This is a genomic window from Streptomyces sp. NPDC058457, assembly GCF_042720695.1.
Lineage (GTDB): Bacteria > Actinomycetota > Actinomycetes > Streptomycetales > Streptomycetaceae > Streptomyces.
The window spans coordinates 1-18,343 of the sequence record NZ_JBHXLU010000146.1; the positions used below are offsets into that span (position 1 = coordinate 1).

Sequence of the window (18,343 nt, forward strand, 5' to 3'; positions counted from 1 at the left end):
CGTGATCCCCGACCACGTCGTCACGGCTCGTCAAACCGACCGTGATGGCCTGCGGCCGCATCAGCGCTGCTGCTGATACCAGGCGACCTGGTCCAGGTACCAGCGGTCGCGGCCGACGCTGTTCCACGTTGTCGGCTCCGCCCGGTGGTGCGCGTCCTGGACGTACAGGTGGCGGCCGTTCGACCGTTCTTCCTGTGTGCGGAGGTCGTACCGGTCGTCGCGGTGGCCGTCGCGGTCGCTGCCGGTGGTGAAGGCGGCGATAGAGGGTCGCGTGTGCTCCGCGGGTCCCGAGGCCGTCGCCGCCGACGCCGCGCTGCTGGTTCCGAGAAGGGCTCCGCCTGCCAGTGCCGTAGAAGCAACAGCGATCGAGACGCGCCTGATCCACCTGTTCATGGTCATTTCCTTGTGATGTGCCGCGATTCCGCCGACGTGGCGGCCGCTGTGATGTCCGTGTTGTGCGACCCGGAACTTTCGGATCGTCCCGGTGTCGAGCCGACCTGCGGGGACATCCGGAGGGGCCCCTCATGTTCGGCGCTGCCCAGCGTACTCGAGGGGTGCCTCATGTTTACGGTGAAGCCCATCACAGCACGTCGGAAGGGGGAGAGACTCATACGAGCGGTGCGAACACACGCGAGACAGCGGGCCCTCTGCTTGAGCACTTCGGCGGACATCCGGAATCGGGGACTGCCTCCCAGGGGCACGCCCGAGGCCGAGTGGGACAGGCCGGGAGCGCCGTCGAATCGGAGTGGGACAGGCCGGGAACGCCGTCGCTGTTCACGACCGCCGCACCGCTCGCGTCCGGTGCAGCGCGACCGGCCGACGTCCGGATCCGCTCGCGGACTTCGGCCCTTGTCCGATGGATGACCGCGAGGACTCCGGGACCGGCCGCGGCGAGGTGTCGACCGGCCGGGAGGCCGTCGGGCCGGACGCGACCGGGCCGGACAGGGCGGGCGGGGCACTCGGGTGACGGACGGGTCGGCCGCTCTTCGGCCGGCGTGCAGCAGGCCGTAACGCCGCAGCGCGAGTTGCCCGTTGCTGAGGCCGCGGCGGAGTTCGACGAGTTCGCGTTTGATCGGGTAGACGCACAGCCTGGAACAGCTCGTCGCGCGGCTGTCGCTGGAGCCGGGTGCGCTTGATCTGCACGGGCACCTCGACGGCACGTCCCTCGACACGGAACAGGAGGCGGCGGCCGCATGAGCGACATCGCCGTACTGCGCGCCCGCCGTACTGCGCGCCGGGCGGCCTGGCAACTGACCGAGGACGCCCCGAAACCAACCGCCGGCTCCGCGGCGCCTACCGTGTCGGTCTCGCCTCGCGCACCGCCGGCCCGCGCAGGGCCGCGCTGACCGCCTGGCTCTCCGGCGTACCGGAGCATGTCGTCGCGGCCGACGGACGTGTACCCGTGACCGTCGTGCACGAGTGGATCGAGACCGCCTTCTCACCAGAGCTTTCCGACAGCGAGAGACCTTGACGGCCGATTCCGGTTCCGTCCGGGGTCAAGGGCTGGTCATGGATTAGGTGGCCGGGTTGGCACTGGCGTAAGCTCCGTGTGGTTTGACCAGACACCTCGTTCGGTGAGGCGTCTTCACGGACACAGGCCACTGATCCCACCCGTCGAGAGACGCTCCGGATCAGGACAGGTCTCCCCGGCCCAAGGGGTGACCCCAAGTGGCTTCCCCTGCGGGGGATCACGCCGTGGAGTGCCAAAGCTCTGACGAGATGGGGTGTGCCGGGCCGTGCGCCGCCCGGCTTCCCCTTGCCGCTTGACCGCGACGCCCTGTGCGCGGCCACGACCGGGAGGAGGCGACATGGACAGTAGTCCGGGCCATAGTCCGCCCCTCTTCGTGTTGTCCGCGCCGTCCTTCCGCGGCCCGGAGCAGCCCGCTCTTCCCTGAGCCCCGATCCGCCCGGCACCTCAGTGGGCGGTTCGCCCCGCCCACCGGCCTTGTCAGGTCGTCTACCGGGGTGTGCCCGCGTGCCTGCCGCCGCCGGTTCGGGGAGCAAGTGCGCTGCCGCGGGCCGCCCGATGCCCCGCCATACCGGGGCAAGGGGGTGTTCACCTTGGCTACCCACACTCTGTTCATGTCCAGCACCGCCCGCCTGCGCGACCGCCGAGTCCACCTGGAACGCCGGGCCACGGCCACCAAGGCGGTCCGCACCGCGCTGGTCTCGCTCGCCGGTCTGATCGGCGGACCCGTCACCAACCAGGCCGGCGAGGAGGTCGGCCGCGTCGTCGACGTGGTCGCCCGGCTCTACGGCGCGGACGCATACCCGCCGGTCACCGGCCTGATCCTGCGCATCGGACGACGACGCACCTTCCTGGCTTCGGACGCCATCGGCAAGGTGCACGCCGGGCACGTGCGACTGTCCACCGCTCGCGTCGACCTGCGCGACTTCGCCCGCCGCCCCGGCGAGGTCCTGCTGGCCAAGGACGTACTCGATCACCAGCTGGTCGACGTGGACGGGGTCCAGGTCACCCGGGCGGCCGATCTGTACCTGGCCCCGCTGGTCGACCGCGTGGTGCTGGTCGGCGTGGATGTGAGTCTGCCGACCCTGCTGCGCAGGCTCGGCCCCCGCCGGTGGCAGGCCAGGCCGACCCCGGAACGGGTGCTGGACTGGCAGGCGGTCGCCCCCTTCGCCGAACAGGCCACCGAAGGACCGCCCGAGGTACGGCTGCGGGCCTCCAGGGCCGCGCTGCACCGGCTGCGTCCGGCCGACCTCGCCGACATCCTCGAAGACCTCGGCCGCGCCGAGCGGCAGCAGCTGCTTGGCTGGCTGGAGCCGGAGCAGGCGGCCGACGCGCTGGAGGAGATGGAACCGGCGGAGTTGGAGAACCTGTTGCGCGAGGCTCAGCCGGAGCATGCCGCCCGGCTGTTGGACGAGATGGAGCCGGACGAGGCCACCGATGCCCTGCGCGATCTGACCCCCGAGGAGCGCGAGGGGCTGCTGACCCGCATGCCGTCCGGGGAAGCAGCGGAGCTTCGCCGGCTGCTGACGCACCGGGAGGGCACCGCGGGTGGCGCCATGACCACCCTGCTGATCACCGCCCACCGGGATCAGACAGTCGCCCAGGTACGGGCGCAGCTGGCCGAGCAGGCCGAGCACCGCACCGAGATCGACGCCGTCGCGGTCGTGGACGAAGAGGGGCGTCTGGTCACCGACATCGCGTTGTTCGACCTCGCCGTGGCCGAGGACACCACTCCGGTGACTGACCTGGTCACGTGGCGGGCGCAGTTCGGTCCGCCTGTCACGGTGCGTCCGGAGACCGCTGTGGCCGAGGCCGCCGACGAGCTGGTCGCCGCCCGCGCCTCCTCGTTGCTGGTGGTCGACGACACCGACCGCCCGCTCGGCCGGATCCTGGCCGACGACCTGCTCGACGCCCTGCTGCCCGAGCGCGGGCGCCTGCACTTCCGGAGGTTCCTGCAGTGACCCGCGACCTCGACACCGCCACCGCGGCACCGGCGGTCGCGACGGGTCCCGTCCGCCGCGCCGGCTGGCGGCGCATCACCATGGTCGCGGCGATCGCCGGCCCCGGCCTGGTCGCCGCGAACGCCGGCAACGACGCCGCAGGCATCGCCACCTACGCCTCGGCCGGCTCGCAGTTCACCTACGGCACCTTGTTCTTCATGGTGCTGGTCACCATCGCCCTGGTGATGGTCCAGGAGATGGCCGTACGGCTCGGTGCGCACACCGGCAAGGGCCTCGGGGCGCTGATCCGCGAGCAGTTCAGCCTCCGCCTGACCGGACTGGCGGTGTTCTGCCTGCTGCTGGCCAACACCGGCCTGGTCGTGTCGGAGTTCGCCGGCATCGGCGCCGCCTTCGAACTCCTCGGCGTCCCCAAGTGGGCGGTCATCCCGCCGGCCGCGATCCTGCTGTGGTCACTCGTCCTGTTCGGCTCCTACCGGTGGGCCGAGCGCATCTTCCTGATCATGTCGCTGGCTTTCTTCGCCTACCCCATCGCGATGATCCTCGGCCACCCGCACTGGGCCGACGTCGGCAGACACCTCGTCGTCCCCCACGTCGAACCGAGCAAGGACTTCATCCTGCTCGCCGTCGCCCTCATCGGTACGACGGTCAGCCCGTACATGCAGTTCTACGCTGCCGCAGGCGTCGTAGACCGCGGAGCCAAGCCCGAGGACTACCGGCTGATCAAACTGGACGCCATGCTCGGCGCGGTCTTCGCCTGCATCATCAGCCTGACCATCATCATCGCCACCGCCGCCGCGATCGGCGGCACCGGCCCACTCAACTCCGCCGCCCAGGCTGCGGAGGCGTTGAAACCGGTGGCCGGCCAGAACGCCGAACTCCTCTTCGCCCTCGGCCTGATCGGCGCCTCCGCCCTCGCCGGCGCGGTCGTCCCGCTCTCGGCCAGCTACGCCATAGGAGAGGCGGCCGGCGTCGAACGCTCCGTCTCCCGCAGCTTCCGCGACGCCCCGCTGTTCCTGGGCCTGTTCACCGCCCAGATCGTGCTGGGCGCCACCGTGGCGATGACCCCGGTCGACGTCATCCAACTGCTCATCGGCACCCAGGTCCTGCAGGGCCTGATCAGCCCGATCGTCCTGGTCTATCTGCTGGTCCTGACCAACCGCCGCTCCGTCCTCGGCCCGGCTGCCAACAGCCCGCGCTACCGCATCGCCGCCACCGCCGTGGTCGTCGGCGTCGCGAGCATGTCCAGCATCCTGCTCGTCCAGACCGTCCTCGGCTGGTTCGGCCTCGCCTGATCACCACCCCCGCAAGGGAGTCCCACCATGAAGAAGTACGGCCCCTACCTGGTAGGCGCAGCCCTGCTCATCTGGATCACCACCATCGTCGTACTCATCGCTTTCAGCCCCGAGCCCGCCCCCTGACCCAGAGCACCTCGGTCCGGGCCTCCCCTGCGTGGCGGACTCGCTGATACGAGGTGTTGGCGGCAGCCTCAACGGCGTCGGCACGCCCCGCATCGAGGTCGAGCGGACGCACCGGACTCAGTGATCGCCCGCATCGTGCAGATGGTCGAGGGGGCGATTGAGTCCAAGGCGCCAACCCAGTTGATCATCGAGAAGGTCGAGCAGCGGTACTCCATCGCGGAAACAGTCGACATCGCCCACCGGACCGCCGAACTGCGCTCCGCCAGAGCGGAGTTCGCCGACAGCCAGGTCCTTCCACCCTCCGGGACGGAGCACGGTCAGGCAATGCGGGCCCGGTGGTAGGACACCGGGTCAAAAGGTGGCAACGGTTTTCATCTCTCATTGATCTGAAAATCATTCCCATCTAGCGTCGAAAGCGTCGCCCCACGGCCCGGCACGCCTCCGCCGCGCGCCCGGCATCGCCCGAAGGAGCTCCGCATGTCCACCGTCCACACCCCCCGTTCCGCCCGGCCCTCAGCAAGAATCGCGCTGGTCACCGCGACGGCCGCCCTGACGGCGGTGACGGCGACCGCCTGCTCGACCTCCTCCTCGAACACCAGCGACACCGCCGCGACCGGGAGCGGCTCCGGCAAGACGATCCAGGTGGTGGCGGCGGAGAACTTCTGGGGCAGCATCGCCTCCCAGCTCGGTGGCAGCCACGTGAAGGTGGACAGCATCATCACCAACCCGAGCACCGACCCGCACGACTACGAGCCGACGGCTGCCGACGCCCGCACCGTGGCCGGCGCCCAGTACGCCATCGTCAACGGCATCGGCTACGACGCCTGGGCCGACAGGCTCCTCGCGTCGAACCCCGGCAGCGGGCGGACCGAACTGAAGGTCGGCGACCTCGTCGGGATCAAGCCGGGCGGCAACCCGCATCGCTGGTACTCCCCGGACAACGTCCACCAGGTCATCGAGAAGATCACCGCCGGCTACAAGAAGATCGACCCGGCCGACGCCTCCTACTTCGACCAGCAGAAGACCGCCTTCGAGACGAAGACGCTCGCCGGATACAACACGCTCATAGCCGACATCAAGACGAAGTACGCCGGAACCCCGATCGGTGCCTCCGAGTCCATCGTCACGCCGCTCGCCGAGGGCCTGGGGCTGAAGATGCTCACCCCGGAGACGTTCCTGGACGCGATGAGCGAGGGCTCCGACCCCACGGCCAAGGACAAGGCCACCATCGACCAGCAGATCAAGAACAAGCAGATCAAGATCTACGTCTACAACTCCCAGAACTCCACGCCCGACGTGCAGGCGCAGGTCAAGGCTGCCAGGGCGGAGGGCATCCCGGTCGCCACGGTGACCGAGACGCTCACCCCCGCCGGGGCCACCTTCCAGCAGTGGCAGACCACCGAACTGAAGGGCATCGAGCAGGCCCTGGCCAAGGCCACCGGGAAGTGAACCGAACCATGAACCCGATAGCGAAGGCCCGCGAAGCCGTCACCGCCCACAGCGCTCCTACCGTCCCCAACCGCCGGGCCGGGGACCACGACTTGGCCGAAGGAACCGGAAGCGAGCCGGTGGTCCTGCGCGGCGCTGCCGTGCGGGTCGGCGGCCGCACGCTCTGGTCGGGAGTGGACCTTCGCATCGGGGCCGGTGAGTTCACCGCCGTGCTCGGTCCCAACGGCGTCGGCAAGTCCACCATGATCAAGGTGCTGCTCGGCGCGCTGCCCGCGGCGGCCGGCGAGGTGCGGGTGCTCGGCGCCCGGCCCGGCCAGGCCAACGACCGGATCGGCTATCTGCCGCAGCGTCGCAGCTTCGACGCCACCTTGCGCGTTCGCGGCATGGATGTGGTGTGCATGGGGCTGGACGGTGACCGGTGGGGAGTGCCGCTGCCGTTCCCGAGCGTGCGTCGACGGGCCGCCCGCGCGCGGGTGGACGAGGTGATCGAGCTGGTCGGGGCGGCGGCGTACGCGCACCGGCCGATCGGTCAGTGTTCCGGCGGCGAGCAGCAGCGGCTGCTGATCGCCCAGGCGCTGGTCCGCAGGCCCGAACTACTCCTGCTGGACGAGCCGTTGGACAGCCTCGACCTGCCCAACCAGAGTGCGGTAGCCGCGCTGATCGGGCGCATCTGCCACCAGGAGGGCGTGTCCGTGGTCATGGTCGCCCATGACGTGAATCCGATACTCCACCACCTGGACCGGGTGGTGTACCTGGCCGAGGGCGGAGCCGCCACCGGTACCCCGGGCGAGGTCATCACCTCCGAGACGCTGACCCGGCTGTACGGCACGGCCGTCGAGGTGCTGCGGGCCTCGGACGGCCGGCTGGTCGTGGTGGGCCAACCGGAGGCGCCCGCGGTGCACACCGACCGGCACGACACCCCGGGGAGCGGCCATGACGCTCGCTGAGACGGATGCACCGGTCTGGTCGTGGAACCTCCTCGCCGACTTCCAGGAGATGTGGTCGTACCCGTTCATGGTCAACGCGTTCCGCGCGGGCGCGGTCGTGGCCGTGGTCGCCGCGGCCGTGGGGTGGTTCGTGGTGCTGCGTCGTCAGACGTTCGCCGCGCACACCGTCTCCCTGGTCGCCTTCCCCGGCGCCGCCGGAGCGGTCCTGCTCGGCGTCAGCGCGGTCTACGGGTACTTCACGCTGTGCGTGGCCGCCGCACTGGTCATCGCCGCCCTGCGCGGCGGCGGCGACCACGAGGAGTCCGCGCTCACCGGGACCGTGCAGGCGTTCCTGCTGGCTTGCGGCTTCCTGTTCATCGCCCTGTACAAGGGGCTGCTGGAAGGGCCGCAGACCATCCTCTTCGGTACCTTCCTGGGGATCACCTCGTCCCAGGTGACCTTGCTGACGGTGGTCGGCGCGGCCGTGCTCGTGGTGCTCGCGCTGATCGGGCGTCCGCTGCTGTTCGCGTCCGTCGACCCGCAGGTCGCCGGCGGGCGCGGGGTGCCGGTCCGGGCGCTGTCGGTGGTCTTCCTCGTCCTGCTGGGGGCGGCCACCGCCGAGGCGAGTCAGATCACCGGAACCCTCCTGGTCTTCGCCCTGATGGTCATTCCGGCCGCCACCGCGCAGACCCTTACCGCCCGCCCGGCGCTGAGCCTGGCCCTGACCGTCCTCCTGGCGTTCGCCGCGACGTGGCTCGGGCTCACCGTCGCCTACTACTCGCCCTATCCCCTGGGCTTCTTCGTGACGTCCATCGCCTTCGCCGGATACCTGCTCGCCCTGGGCCGGCGCTCGCTGCACGAGGTGCTCAGCCGGACCCCGACCCGGACCGGTGCCGCGCCCACCGCCGGGGAGGTGGCCGTATGACCGTCCTGCTGGCATCCTCCCCGCTGTCCCAGCCGTTCTTCCAGCACGCCCTCCTCGCCGGGACCGCCATCGCCGCCGCCTCCGGACTGGTCGGCTACTTCCTCGTGCTGCGCGCCCAGGTCTTCACCGGCGACGCGCTCAGCCACGTCGCCTTCACCGGCGCGATGGCCGCCCTCGCCTTCGGCGTCGACCTCCGCCTGGGCCTGTTCGCCGCGACCATCGCCATGGCGCTCCTCTTCGGCACCCTCGGCCGCCGCGCACGACCCGACGACGTGGTCATCGGAAGCGTCTTCTCCTGGATCCTGGGTCTGGGCGCCTTCTTCATCACCGTCTACACGAGGTCCCGGAGCACCACCGACGGAACCGCCGGCGTCAGCGTGCTGTTCGGCTCCGTCTTCGGCATCTCCGCCACCAGCGCGGTCGTCGCCGCGCTGGTGGCTGCCGGGGTCGGGCTGCTGGTGGTCCTCATCGCCCGGCCACTGCTGTTCGCCACACTCGACGAGGCCGTGGCCGCCGCCCGCGCGGTACCGGTCCGCCTGCTCGGCTACGGCTTCCTCGCCCTGGCCGGGATCAGCGCCGCCGAGGCCACCCAGGCGGTCGGCTCGCTGCTCCTGCTCGGCCTGCTCGCCGCCCCCGCGGGCGCCGCCATCCGGCTCACGGACCGTCCCTACCGGGCGCTCGCCCTCTCCGCCGGGCTGGCGGTACTGGAGATGTGGGCGGGCCTGTGCGCCTCGTACGCGGTGCCGAAAATGCCCCCGAGCTTCGCCGTCATGGCCGTCGCCACCGCCGTCTACGCCGCGACGTTCCTGATACGACGGCCCGCCACCGGTCCTCGTACGCGAACCGCCGTCCCCACGGCCACATGAGCGAAGACACGCTGATGGACCCCGACCGACAGCACGCCCCCACACCCTCGGCCGACGTCACACTGATCGGCCGCCACACCCAGCAACGCACCGTCGTGGTCGAGGCGCTCGTCCGGGCAGAGGGCTTCGTCAGCGCCCAGGTGCTCCACAACCGGCTCGCCGCCGACGGCTCGCCGGTCGGCCTGTCCACGGTCTACCGCACCCTCACCGCCCTGGCCGACGCGGGCCGGGCCGACATGGTCCGCGACACCAACGGCGAACGCCTATTCCGGTACCGCCCCGGCCCCGACCACCGGCACTACCTCATCTGCACCGAATGCGGCCTGAGCCGGCCCGTCGACTCCGGCCCGGTCGAGGTCTGGGCCGACGCTGTCGCCCAGACCTCCGGCTTCGCGAACGTCCGGCACACCGTCGAGCTGTCCGGGGTGTGCCCGGACTGCGGCTGACCGCGCACGGCGGCCGAACGCCGGTGAACCCGGGCGCCAGGCTCTTTCCGGGATGACGTACCGGGCGCTGTCTGGATGTCTGCGGAGGTCATGGACGTCTGTGGAGGTCAGTCGCAGCAGCCGCACGCGACATCAGGCTCCGTACGGGCAGTCGGCATCCCGGCGGACGTATGGGAGGCACAGCAGCCTTCCCCCCCGCCAGGCGTCTCTCCCCTCCTTGACGGCGACAGCGGCGAGGACGAGGACGGCGACCGGATCGGCCCAGGACCACCCGAGAACGGCATTGAGGACCAGGCCGACGAGGAGCACCGCGGACAGGTATGTGCACAGCAGCGTCTGCTTGGAGTCCGCCACCGCCGAGGCCGAGCCGAGTTCGCGCCCCGCCCGGCGCTGGGCGGCGGACAGGAACGGCATGACGGCCAGGGAGAGGGCGGCCAGCACGATGCCCGGCAGGGAGCGGGTGGCCTCGCCGGTACCGGTCAGGGCCCGTACGGCATCGACGGCGACGTAGGCGGCGAGCACGAAGAACGACAGCGCGATGATCCGCAGCGCGGTCTTCTCCCGGGCGTCGCGCACCGCGTGATCGCGGGCGGAGAACTGCCAGGCGACAGCGGCGGCGGAGGAGACCTCGATGACGGAGTCGAGGCCGAAGCCGATCAGCGCGGTGGACGAAGCCTGGGTTCCGGCCGCGAGAGCGACGACCGCCTCGACGGCGTTGTAGGTGATGGTCGCGGCGACCAGCAGCCGTATCCGCTTGGCAAGGACACCGCGCCTGGCCGGGCCGGGGCCGAGAGACAGGGATGTCGCTGCGCTCATGGTCAGCAGCACCCCTTCTCGTCGGCATCGGCACACGTCCGGTCGCCCTCGACGGCGACCACGGCGGTGCGCAGTTGGTCGAGCGCGTGACCGAGGCGTTCGCCGGCGAGTTCGTAGCGGGTGCGGCGGCCGTCGGGGACGGTGACGACCAGGCCGCAGTCACGCAGGCACGCCAGGTGGGAGGACCACCTCATGGCCGTTCCCAAGCGGAAGATGTCCCGCAGCAACACCCGCCACCGCCGCGCCCAGTGGAAGGCGGCCACGCCGGCGCTCGTGCCGATCACCGTCGACGGCGTCCTGTCCGGATTCCCCGGCGCGGGCAAGACCACCCTCCTCAACCGCGTCCTCGGCAACCGCGAGGGGCTGCGCGTCGCGGTCATCGTCAACGACATGAGCGAGGTCGACACCGACGCCGCCTCGGTACGCGGCGGCGAGGCGGCCCTGTCGCGGACCGAGGAACGCCTGGTCGAGATGACCAACGGCTGCATCTGCTGCACCCTGCGCGACGACCTGCTGGTGGAGGTCGACCGACTGGCCCGCGAGGGCCGCTTCGACTACCTGCTCATCGAGTCGTCCGGCATCTCCTCGACCGTCTTCCGCTCCGAACTGCCCTTCCACCCCGGCCGGCTGTGGACGTTCGTGACCGAGGAACTGGACAGCGGCGCATACGGGCTGATCCCGCGCTCCAAGGGCTTCTTCACGCCGGCCAGTCGCCTGCAGGTGACGGGCCTGTGGGCACAGGCAGGCTCCGTCGCCCGCTTCGAACCTTCCGCCGCCCGCGACATCGACAGTCCCGGCGCCCAGGAGCAAGACCAGGGCCTCTGGTTCAGGCGAACCCTTGGATGTAACGCTTGCTACATTCCATGGCGTGACGAATGCGAACGAAGAACCGGGGGGTCGCTGGCTCGTTCTCGTGATCAAGCTCCCCACGGAGCCCTCACGGCACCGGGTCGCGGTCTGGCGTGAACTGCGCAGGATCGGCGCGCTCTCGCTCGGCCAGGGCATCTGGGCCGTACCCGACGTGCCGGTCTTCGCCGCCGGTATCGCCCGCGCACTCGAACTCACCGAGCAGTCCGGCGGTCAGGCGGTCACCCTGAACGCGTCCGGGCGCGGCCCGGAAGACGCCGCCCGGTTCCAGGCGCTGTTCACCGCTGCCCGCTCCGCCGACTGGACGGAGTTCCTGGGCGACTGCGGCAAGTTCGAGGACGAGCTGGCCAAGGAGATCCGGATCGCCAAGTTCACCCTGGCCGAACTGGAGGAAGAGGAGCAGTCGCTGGAGCGGCTGCGGCGCTGGCACCGCGACCTGACCGCGCGGGACGTCTTCGGCGCCCCGGAGGCGGCCGAGGCGGGCGAGAGGCTGGGGCAGTGCGCCGCCGCCTGCGAGGACTATGCGGAGCGCGTCTTCGCCGCCCTGCACCAGACCCCGGGGCAGGACCGGTGAGCACGCCTGCGATCCCTCGGGCGGCACCGGCCCGGCAGATGTGGCCGCTGTACGCGGCCGGGTTCACCACCGCCTTCGGCGCCCACGGCATCGCCGCCAACCTCGGCGGACGATCGGCGGACGCGGTCACCTCGCTGCTGGTGCTCGGCGCCCTGCTCGCCCTGTACGACGGTGCCGAGGTGCTGCTCAAGCCGCTGTTCGGCACGCTCGCCGACCGGATCGGCGCCCGCCCCGTCATGATCGGCGGACTCATGGCTTTCGCCGCCGCCTCTGCCGTCTACGTCGTCGTGGACAGCCCAGGCTGGCTGTGGGCGGCCCGCCTGGGGCAGGGCGCGGCAGCCTCCGCGTTCTCCCCGTCGGCCTCGGCCCTGGTGGCCCGCCTCAACCCGGCCGCCAAACACGGCCGGGCATTCGGGAGCTACGGCTTCTACAAGTCCGTCGGCTACACCCTCGGCCCGCTGCTCGGCGGCGTGCTCGTGTGGGTCGGTGGCGGTCTGCGGCTGCTGTTCGCGGTGCTGGCGTTGCTCGGAGCCGCCGTCGCCGTGTGGGCCGCGCTGGCCGTGCCCGTCGTGCCGCCGCTGCCCAAGGCCCGGCAGACGGTTCTCGACCTGGCCCGCCGCCTGGCCGACCCCCTCTTCCTTGCCCCGACCGCCGCACTGGCCGCCGCGACCGCCGCGCTCTCGGTCGGCGTCGGCTTCCTGCCCGTGTCGGGCCGGGCCGCCGGTCTCGGCACGGTCGCCACCGGTGCCGCCGTGTCCGTGCTCGCCGCCTGTGCCGCGGTGGTCCAGCCCCGCGCCGGGCGCGGCCTGGACGAAGGACGGCTGACGACCCGCTCGGGCCTCGGCGCCGGACTGCTGCTGACCGCCGCCGGCCTGGGCTGCGCCATGCTGCCCGGCCTCACCGGCATCCTGACCGCAGCCGCCCTGATCGGCGCCGGCACCGGCCTCATCACCCCCCTCGGCTTCGCCGCCCTCGCCGCGTCCGCCCCCGCCGAACGCCTCGGCCAGACCATGGGCGCCGCCGAACTCGGCCGCGAACTCGGCGACGCGGGCGGCCCGCTGCTCGTCGCCGCCGTCGCCACGGCGACCACCCTCACCCACGGGTACGCGGCTCTGGCCGTACTGATCGCCGCCGGTCCGGTCGTCGGGCTCGTACGGCGCCGTCTCAGCAACTGATGTCGAGCGTGACGGCGGCACCCGGCGAGGTGTTCTCGGCGCGTGCGGTGCCGTCGTGGGAGGCCGCGACCGCGGCGACCAGGGAGAGGCCCAGGCCGGTGCCGGGGTGGTGCGGCTGGTCTCGGCGCGAGCGAAGCGGTCGAAGGCGTACGGGAGGAAGCCGGCCGGGAAGCCGGGGCCCTGGTCGGTGATGGACAGCCGCAACCGCCCGTCCCGGACCGTCGCGCGCAGGCCGATCGCGCCGCCGCCGTGCCGCAGGGCGTTGTTCAGCAAGGTTCCGACGGCCGGCCCCAGCCAGTGCTGGCATGCAGGTTCGGTGTGGACCGCTCCACCATCACTCGGGCCATCGGTGAGGTGCGCCCTCTGCTTGCCGAGCGAGGCTGCACCGTCACTGCCGGCGTGCGGCTACGGACTGCCGCGGAAGTCGTCGACCACCTCGGCGTGACAGGGCAGACCGGAATCGTCGACGGCACCGAGATGCACCGCACCGCCGGTTGCCCCTCCGGGAAGGCGGACCGGACCGTGGGGAGCGTGCCACGCCCGTCCGGCCGTCGCCGCCGTCAGGTATCTCGCACAGTTCCCCGCCTGTGCCCGCGGCCGTATGCGTGCCACGTGTGCCGCGAGCGCGAAGACCCTCGCGTCCGACGGACGGATGGGTATCTGACTGACCAGCTCTCAAACGGGAGAAGCCGCCTTTCCGGGACGATCTGCGAAAGGGGGGGCCGCTCGTATCGGGCTGGCGGTCTGAACCAGGATCGGCCCAGGGCCAGTCGGGAGCCGCAATGGCCCACGCGTTCAGAGTGGCGCGCAGGTGTGCCGCGGTGTCCTCCAGCCGATTCGGCCGTTCGCGCCGCGGCCAGGGCATGCCCCGCCGTCCTCGACCGGCTCGGTCACGCCCTGGACGACACCGTCTGACGTCGTGTCGGGCCCGCCCGGCCCCGGAAGTTGCGGGTGCCCGCGGTGGCCGCGCCGCATCCACGGCATGATCGGTGATCAGGGTCGAGAATCGGAAGGGTGACGCATGGGCGAGCAGACGGAGGAGATCTCGTCGTCGAGTGAGGCCGCGAACAATGCGCTGGTCCTGGCCTTCGGGAGATTGCAGGGAGCGGCGAACCGGCTGGAGTACATCCTGGGCCGGGCTCTGGAGTCGGAGTGCGGCATCACCCACCTGATGTTCGAGGTGCTGCTGATCCTGGGGCGTGCCGGTGAGCCGGGGCTGGCGATGCGGGCCATCGCCCAGGAGCAGGTGCTGACCACGGGCGGTGTGACGCGCCTGGTGGACCGGATGGAGGCGGCCGGCCTGGTCGAGCGCACCGAGGACCCCGGCGACCGGCGCGGACGCCTGGTGCGTCTTACCCCGCTGGGGGAGGAGACCACCGTGCGTGCGTCGCACGTGCACGTGGCGAACATCCGCCGCTACTTCATGGAGCCGCTGCCGCCCGAGGACCGCGACCGGTTCGCCGAAGACCTGCGGATCCTGAGCCACTCCGCACGGGCCGAACTGCCCCGGCTGCCCTGACGGACCCCTCCTGACCGTGGCCGGGTGGCCTCGCCGGTGCACCGACATCACAGGTGTGGCAGCCGTCACACGCATGGAGAAGTATCTGACGCGTCAGATACTGTTTCCTCAGGTGAACCGCTCGCATTCGGCGGGCTCCACATCCTTGCTGAGGTCATCCATGCAGTTCGTGTATGTCTTCGACGCCTACTGCGGCTGGTCACACGGCTTCTCCCCGGCCCTGCGCGAGGTCGTCACCCGCCACCCCGAGCTGCCGGTCGAGGTCGTCTCCGGCGGCCTGTTCACCGGGCATCGTCGGGTTCCCATCCGGGAGTTCGGCTACGTCCGGGGCGCGAACGCCCAGATCGCAGAGGTGACCGGCGCGGAGTTCGGCGCGGCGTACGAGAGCCTGATCGCCGACGGCTCGTTCGTGATGGACTCCGAGGCCGCCGCACGTGGTGTCGCCGCCCTGCGCCGGGCCGCCCCCGACCGTGCGGTGGAACTGGCCGTCGCGCTCCAACGGGCCTTCTACGTCGACGGCCTCAGCCTCTCCGACCCCGCGACCTGGCGGAAGGTCGCCGAGGCAGCCGGCCTGGACGCCGATGCCGTCATCGCCGCCTTCGAGGCGCCCGAGACTCAGGCGGCGGCCGAGGCCGACTTCCGCAGGGCCGCCGAGCTGGGTGTCGCCGGCTTCCCCACCCTCCTCGCCCTTGACGGCGATCGGGTCACCGCTCTGGCCCGTGGCCACGCCACCGCTGACGAAGTCGACCGGCGGCTTGCCGCCGTGCGTGCCCTTTGACCCTCTCTCCCGTCCCCCGTCCTCCCGTCCCCGCGCCCCTCCACAAAGGAGTCATCGATGAGCACCCTGTCCTTCAAGATCCTCGACCTGGATTTCCCGGTCGGCAGCCGGAACAAGACCGCCACCCTCGTCACCGGTGAGAACGACGCGCTGCTCGTGGACGCCGGGTTCACCCGCGCCGACGGGCACCGCCTGGCCGCCGAGATCCTCGACTCCGGCAAGAAGCTCACCACTGTCTTCGTCAGCCACGGCGACCCCGACTTCTACTTCGGCGCCGAGGCGATCGCCGATGCCTTCCCCGACGCCGAGTTCGTTGCCACCCCGATCGTCATCGAGCACATTCGTCATTCCTACGAGGGCAAGCTCAAGGCCTGGGAGGCTCTCGGCCCGAACCTGCCCACCCGTCTCGTCGAACTGCGGCCGCTCACCGGGGACCTGACCCTGGAGGGCCATCGTTTCGAGCTCAAGGGCGGCCCCGCCGCGCTGCCCGACCGTCACTACCTGTGGCAGGCCGAGCAGCGCGTCCTGCTCGGCGGCGTCCTGCTCTTCCAGCAGGAGCACGTCTGGGTCGCCGACACGCCCACCCCTGAGGACCGCTCCGCCTGGCTCGGGCTGCTGGGCGAGATGGCTTCCCTGGAGCCGGAGCTGGTCGTCCCCGGCCACCGTCTGCCCGATACCCCTGCCGACGCCTCCGCCATCATCGCCACCCGCGACTACCTGCTCGCCTTCGAGCAGGAGCTCGACAAGGCGGCCGACGGCGCCGAGCTGACCGAGGCCCTGGTCCAGCGCTACCCGCGCCACGGCATGCTGATCGCCGCCCAGATCGGGGCGAAGGTCGCCAAGGGCGAGATGAAGTGGGGCTGACCGGCATGACGTACGACAACAGCGGCTTCGCGACCTCCACCGCACCCGGCGACGTGGTCCGCCGCCAGTATCTGGCCTCCGCGGCGGGCGACCTGGAAGCCCTTCGGGCGACCCTCGCCCCCGACGCCGAGTGGAAGGAGATGGCCGGCTTTCCCCTCGCCGGCACCTACCGCACCCCTGACGGCATCACCGCCAACGTGATGGAGCAGCTCGCCGAGGAGTGGCACGACTGGACCGCCCACGACGACACCTACGTCGTCGACGGGGAGAACGTCGTCGTCCTGGCCCGCTACACCGCCGCCAACAAGGCCACCGGCAAGCCGATCGACGTCCGCGTCGCCCACCACTTCGTCGTACGCGGCGGGCTGATCGTTCGCTTCGAGCAGTTCGTGGACACCGCGCTCGTACGCGACGCCATGACCGGCTGAGGCTCCTGCCGCCGCCCGTCTCGGCGTGCGCAATCGCCGCTGCCCGTCAGGGGCGTTCCTCGAGCGTTGCTCCCCCTGCCGCCGGCGGTGATCGCCGCCCCGCTCACCAGCAGGGGCGGACGAGGGAGCACAGCGCGGAGCCGGCGGCGAAGACGGCCAGGCTGGTCAGGAACACCCGCCGGCGCCCGGTCCGCCCCACCGAGGCCGGTGCCGTCTTCCTCAAGGACAGACCTTTGCCCAGGAGGAAGACCCCATCCCCGGCCTGCGCCACGTCCGCCTGGTCGACCCCTACAGCTTCACCCTTGTCCCCGCCTCGATGGCCACCCAACTCGCCTCGGCCGACATCGTCCCCGTTCCCCGCACCGACCAGGACCTGCCCACCATCGACTTCGAACTCGTCTGGCTCCGCGACCGCACCGCCCCTGCCACCGCCCTCTTCCTGAGCACTGCCGGAGCGCTCACCGACCTCTGGTCCACTCGGTGTTGACGGGTCGGTCGGTGGGAAGTCGCCGGCTGCTCAAGTCGGCTTCGTTGCTTGTTCTGGAATTCGGGTTCAGATCTCCTCAGCGGCATCCGCCGCCTCGGCTCAGGTGCCCTCGCGACACATGCCTGCCCCGGCCGGCCTGCCCGCCGGGGCGGACGGTCAGGCGGAAGCCGCTTGACCGGCACGGAAGATGGCAGAGGTTTCGGCTACTCGGCGGCCGAGGTGCTGGGCGGTGGCGATATCGGCTTTGTGTAGTGCCTCGGCTCCCTGGACGACATTGCTCTGGGCAGCGGCACCGAGATGGAAACCGAGTCGGTTGAGGTCGTTTTCGGACGCCTGTGAACTGTTCCAGCCCGGCGGCAGGCCGAGGTTTACCCAGTGCATGCCGAGTTGAGCGGCGAGCATCGTGAAGAACTGCAGGGTGTGCAGTTTGTCGCCGCTCTTGGCCCCGGAGTTGGTGAATCCGGCGGCGAGCCTGTTCCGCCACGTGGCCGGCACGAAACGCTTCGAGGTGGCCTCGGCGAAGGTGTGGAAGGCGCCGGATGCGGTGGCCATGTAGGTGGGCGACCCGAAGATGATCGCGTCCGACGAATCCATCGTGGTCCACTGCTCCTCGGTGATCTCGTCAACCTTGACCAGGTGGACGGCCGCTCCGGCGTCGGCCGCGCCGGAGCGGACCGCCTCGGCGAGCACGTTGGTATGGCCGTAGCCGGAGTGGTAGGCGATGGAGACGATGGGACGGTCCGAATGCGGTTGCATGCAGGAAGCCTTTTTGGTGAGTAACAGAAGGCCTGGTGACACAGGCCTGGTCGGCGTTTGACGTCCGGTGGCGATACGCCATGTGCGACGCGGCATGGCGGAGGTCGGCGGCCTGCTCCGGAGCGGGCCGCGGGAATGAGGTATCAGGCAGGTCAGCGGGAGGCGATGAGCTCGGCCACCGCCTGCGAGGCCTGGACGGCGCGGGCGAAACCGCCGGGAATCGTGGTCATGTAGACGATCTCCTTCAGTTCCTCCTCGGTGACTCCTGCGTTGAGGGCGTAATCGCCGTGGACCTTGATGAAGTCACCGAGGCCGAGTGCCGCGAACGCGGCGACGAGCGCGAGCTGGCGTGTGCGCACGTCGAGCACGGTGCGGGCGTACCGCCCGGGTGCTCGCCCGCGCGATCTGCGCAGTCAGAGACGGGCCTTGCTCACCGGAACGGTGACGGAGCGGCAACTGACACCTCGGCAACTGCATCGGTGTGCGAAACAGCCCCGAGCATGCCTGCTGATCATCCTGGCGCACCGAGGAACTCCAAGATCCCCGACAGAGCCAGGCTGACTGTCGGGGATCATCCGTACGACACCAGTAGTCGGCGGACCGGCCTCAACTGCGCAGAC

The 18,343-nt window shown here is 70.9% G+C and carries 20 protein-coding genes, 3 pseudogenes and 1 riboswitch; of the genes and pseudogenes, 17 read left to right on the top strand and 6 right to left on the bottom strand.

What is annotated here, in order from left to right:
* Positions 1-60: 60 nt before the first annotated feature.
* Positions 61-393 carry a hypothetical protein gene (locus ACFWPS_RS51900; protein ID WP_383720978.1) on the bottom strand — a complete coding sequence of 111 codons (333 nt, stop codon included), beginning with the start codon at positions 391-393 and terminating at the stop codon, positions 61-63.
* A 1,166-nt stretch (positions 394-1,559) separates the two neighbouring features.
* A riboswitch (M-box (ykoK) riboswitch) is annotated at positions 1,560-1,731 on the top strand.
* Between the two features lie 351 nt (positions 1,732-2,082).
* On the opposite strand from ACFWPS_RS51900, the gene ACFWPS_RS51905 reads away from it, so the two are divergent.
* From ACFWPS_RS51905 to ACFWPS_RS51940, 8 genes are all read left to right on the top strand, one after another.
* Positions 2,083-3,429 (top strand): magnesium transporter MgtE N-terminal domain-containing protein, encoded by a 1,347-nt coding sequence (locus tag ACFWPS_RS51905; RefSeq protein ID WP_383720981.1) that lies wholly within the window; start codon positions 2,083-2,085, stop codon positions 3,427-3,429.
* Positions 3,426-4,721 (top strand): NRAMP family divalent metal transporter, encoded by a 1,296-nt coding sequence (locus ACFWPS_RS51910; protein ID WP_383720984.1) that lies wholly within the window; start codon positions 3,426-3,428, stop codon positions 4,719-4,721. The genes ACFWPS_RS51905 and ACFWPS_RS51910 overlap by 4 nt, the downstream gene beginning before the upstream one ends.
* 246 nt (positions 4,722-4,967) lie before the next feature.
* Positions 4,968-5,189 (top strand): hypothetical protein, encoded by a 222-nt coding sequence (locus ACFWPS_RS51915; RefSeq protein WP_383720987.1) that lies wholly within the window; start codon positions 4,968-4,970, stop codon positions 5,187-5,189.
* Between the two features lie 135 nt (positions 5,190-5,324).
* A complete protein-coding gene (locus ACFWPS_RS51920; protein WP_383720990.1) occupies positions 5,325-6,296 on the top strand; it encodes a metal ABC transporter solute-binding protein, Zn/Mn family in 972 nt (323 codons plus the stop codon).
* Positions 6,297-6,304: 8 nt separating this feature from the next.
* Positions 6,305-7,243, top strand: a complete 939-nt coding sequence (locus ACFWPS_RS51925) for a metal ABC transporter ATP-binding protein (RefSeq protein WP_383720993.1) — start codon at positions 6,305-6,307, stop codon at positions 7,241-7,243.
* Entirely contained in the window at positions 7,230-8,147 is a 918-nt protein-coding gene (locus ACFWPS_RS51930; protein WP_383720997.1) for a metal ABC transporter permease, read from the top strand. The genes ACFWPS_RS51925 and ACFWPS_RS51930 overlap by 14 nt, the downstream gene beginning before the upstream one ends.
* Complete coding sequence (locus ACFWPS_RS51935) at positions 8,144-9,013, top strand: metal ABC transporter permease (protein WP_383721000.1); 870 nt, start codon at positions 8,144-8,146, stop codon at positions 9,011-9,013. The genes ACFWPS_RS51930 and ACFWPS_RS51935 overlap by 4 nt, the downstream gene beginning before the upstream one ends.
* The gene (locus tag ACFWPS_RS51940) at positions 9,010-9,459 is read left to right on the top strand and encodes a Fur family transcriptional regulator (protein WP_383721003.1); all 450 of its coding nucleotides are present in this window, start codon (positions 9,010-9,012) and stop codon (positions 9,457-9,459) included. Before ACFWPS_RS51935 ends, ACFWPS_RS51940 begins: the two co-directional genes overlap by 4 nt.
* A gap of 107 nt (positions 9,460-9,566) precedes the next feature.
* On the opposite strand, the pseudogene ACFWPS_RS51945 reads toward ACFWPS_RS51940, so the two are convergent.
* Both ACFWPS_RS51945 and ACFWPS_RS51950 read right to left on the bottom strand, forming a co-directional pair.
* A pseudogene (locus ACFWPS_RS51945) lies at positions 9,567-10,275 on the bottom strand (cation transporter).
* A 2-nt stretch (positions 10,276-10,277) separates the two neighbouring features.
* Positions 10,278-10,466, bottom strand: a pseudogene (locus tag ACFWPS_RS51950) (ArsR/SmtB family transcription factor); the annotation flags it as partial.
* A gap of 22 nt (positions 10,467-10,488) precedes the next feature.
* On the opposite strand from ACFWPS_RS51950, the gene ACFWPS_RS51955 reads away from it, so the two are divergent.
* Genes ACFWPS_RS51955 through ACFWPS_RS51965 form a run of 3 tightly spaced genes read left to right on the top strand, consistent with a single transcriptional unit; the run spans position 10,489 to position 12,891 of the window.
* Complete coding sequence (locus ACFWPS_RS51955; RefSeq protein WP_383721031.1) at positions 10,489-11,241, top strand: GTP-binding protein; 753 nt, start codon at positions 10,489-10,491, stop codon at positions 11,239-11,241.
* Positions 11,189-11,716: a Chromate resistance protein ChrB gene (locus ACFWPS_RS51960; RefSeq protein WP_383721006.1), complete on the top strand. Its 528-nt coding sequence runs from the start codon at positions 11,189-11,191 to the stop codon at positions 11,714-11,716. The genes ACFWPS_RS51955 and ACFWPS_RS51960 overlap by 53 nt, the downstream gene beginning before the upstream one ends.
* Positions 11,717-11,754: 38 nt before the next feature.
* A complete protein-coding gene (locus ACFWPS_RS51965) occupies positions 11,755-12,891 on the top strand; it encodes an MFS transporter (protein WP_383721034.1) in 1,137 nt (378 codons plus the stop codon).
* Positions 12,892-13,062: 171 nt separating this feature from the next.
* On the opposite strand, the pseudogene ACFWPS_RS51970 reads toward ACFWPS_RS51965, so the two are convergent.
* Positions 13,063-13,164 (bottom strand): annotated as a pseudogene (locus tag ACFWPS_RS51970) (ATP-binding protein); the annotation flags it as partial.
* A gap of 24 nt (positions 13,165-13,188) precedes the next feature.
* Between ACFWPS_RS51970 and ACFWPS_RS51975 the strand changes: the two are divergent.
* The 6 genes from ACFWPS_RS51975 (at position 13,189) to ACFWPS_RS52000 (ending at position 16,967) form a co-directional block, all read left to right on the top strand.
* A complete protein-coding gene (locus ACFWPS_RS51975; protein WP_383721037.1) occupies positions 13,189-13,806 on the top strand; it encodes a hypothetical protein in 618 nt (205 codons plus the stop codon).
* 106 nt (positions 13,807-13,912) lie between these two features.
* Positions 13,913-14,410: a MarR family winged helix-turn-helix transcriptional regulator gene (locus ACFWPS_RS51980; protein WP_383721010.1), complete on the top strand. Its 498-nt coding sequence runs from the start codon at positions 13,913-13,915 to the stop codon at positions 14,408-14,410.
* Between the two features lie 160 nt (positions 14,411-14,570).
* A complete protein-coding gene (locus tag ACFWPS_RS51985; protein WP_383721013.1) occupies positions 14,571-15,188 on the top strand; it encodes a DsbA family protein in 618 nt (205 codons plus the stop codon).
* A gap of 57 nt (positions 15,189-15,245) precedes the next feature.
* On the top strand, positions 15,246-16,052 hold the full coding sequence (locus tag ACFWPS_RS51990) for an MBL fold metallo-hydrolase (RefSeq protein WP_383721016.1): 807 nt from the start codon (positions 15,246-15,248) through the stop codon (positions 16,050-16,052).
* Between the two features lie 5 nt (positions 16,053-16,057).
* Complete coding sequence (locus tag ACFWPS_RS51995; RefSeq protein ID WP_383721019.1) at positions 16,058-16,480, top strand: nuclear transport factor 2 family protein; 423 nt, start codon at positions 16,058-16,060, stop codon at positions 16,478-16,480.
* A 316-nt stretch (positions 16,481-16,796) separates the two neighbouring features.
* Positions 16,797-16,967, top strand: a complete 171-nt coding sequence (locus ACFWPS_RS52000; RefSeq protein WP_383721022.1) for a hypothetical protein — start codon at positions 16,797-16,799, stop codon at positions 16,965-16,967.
* A 156-nt stretch (positions 16,968-17,123) separates the two neighbouring features.
* On the opposite strand, the gene ACFWPS_RS52005 is transcribed toward ACFWPS_RS52000, so the two are convergent.
* Both ACFWPS_RS52005 and ACFWPS_RS52010 read right to left on the bottom strand, forming a co-directional pair.
* Positions 17,124-17,723: a flavodoxin family protein gene (locus ACFWPS_RS52005; protein ID WP_383721025.1), complete on the bottom strand. Its 600-nt coding sequence runs from the start codon at positions 17,721-17,723 to the stop codon at positions 17,124-17,126.
* Positions 17,724-17,875: 152 nt separating this feature from the next.
* On the bottom strand, positions 17,876-18,091 hold the full coding sequence (locus ACFWPS_RS52010) for a carboxymuconolactone decarboxylase family protein (protein ID WP_383721028.1): 216 nt from the start codon (positions 18,089-18,091) through the stop codon (positions 17,876-17,878).
* Positions 18,092-18,343: the final 252 nt, after the last annotated feature.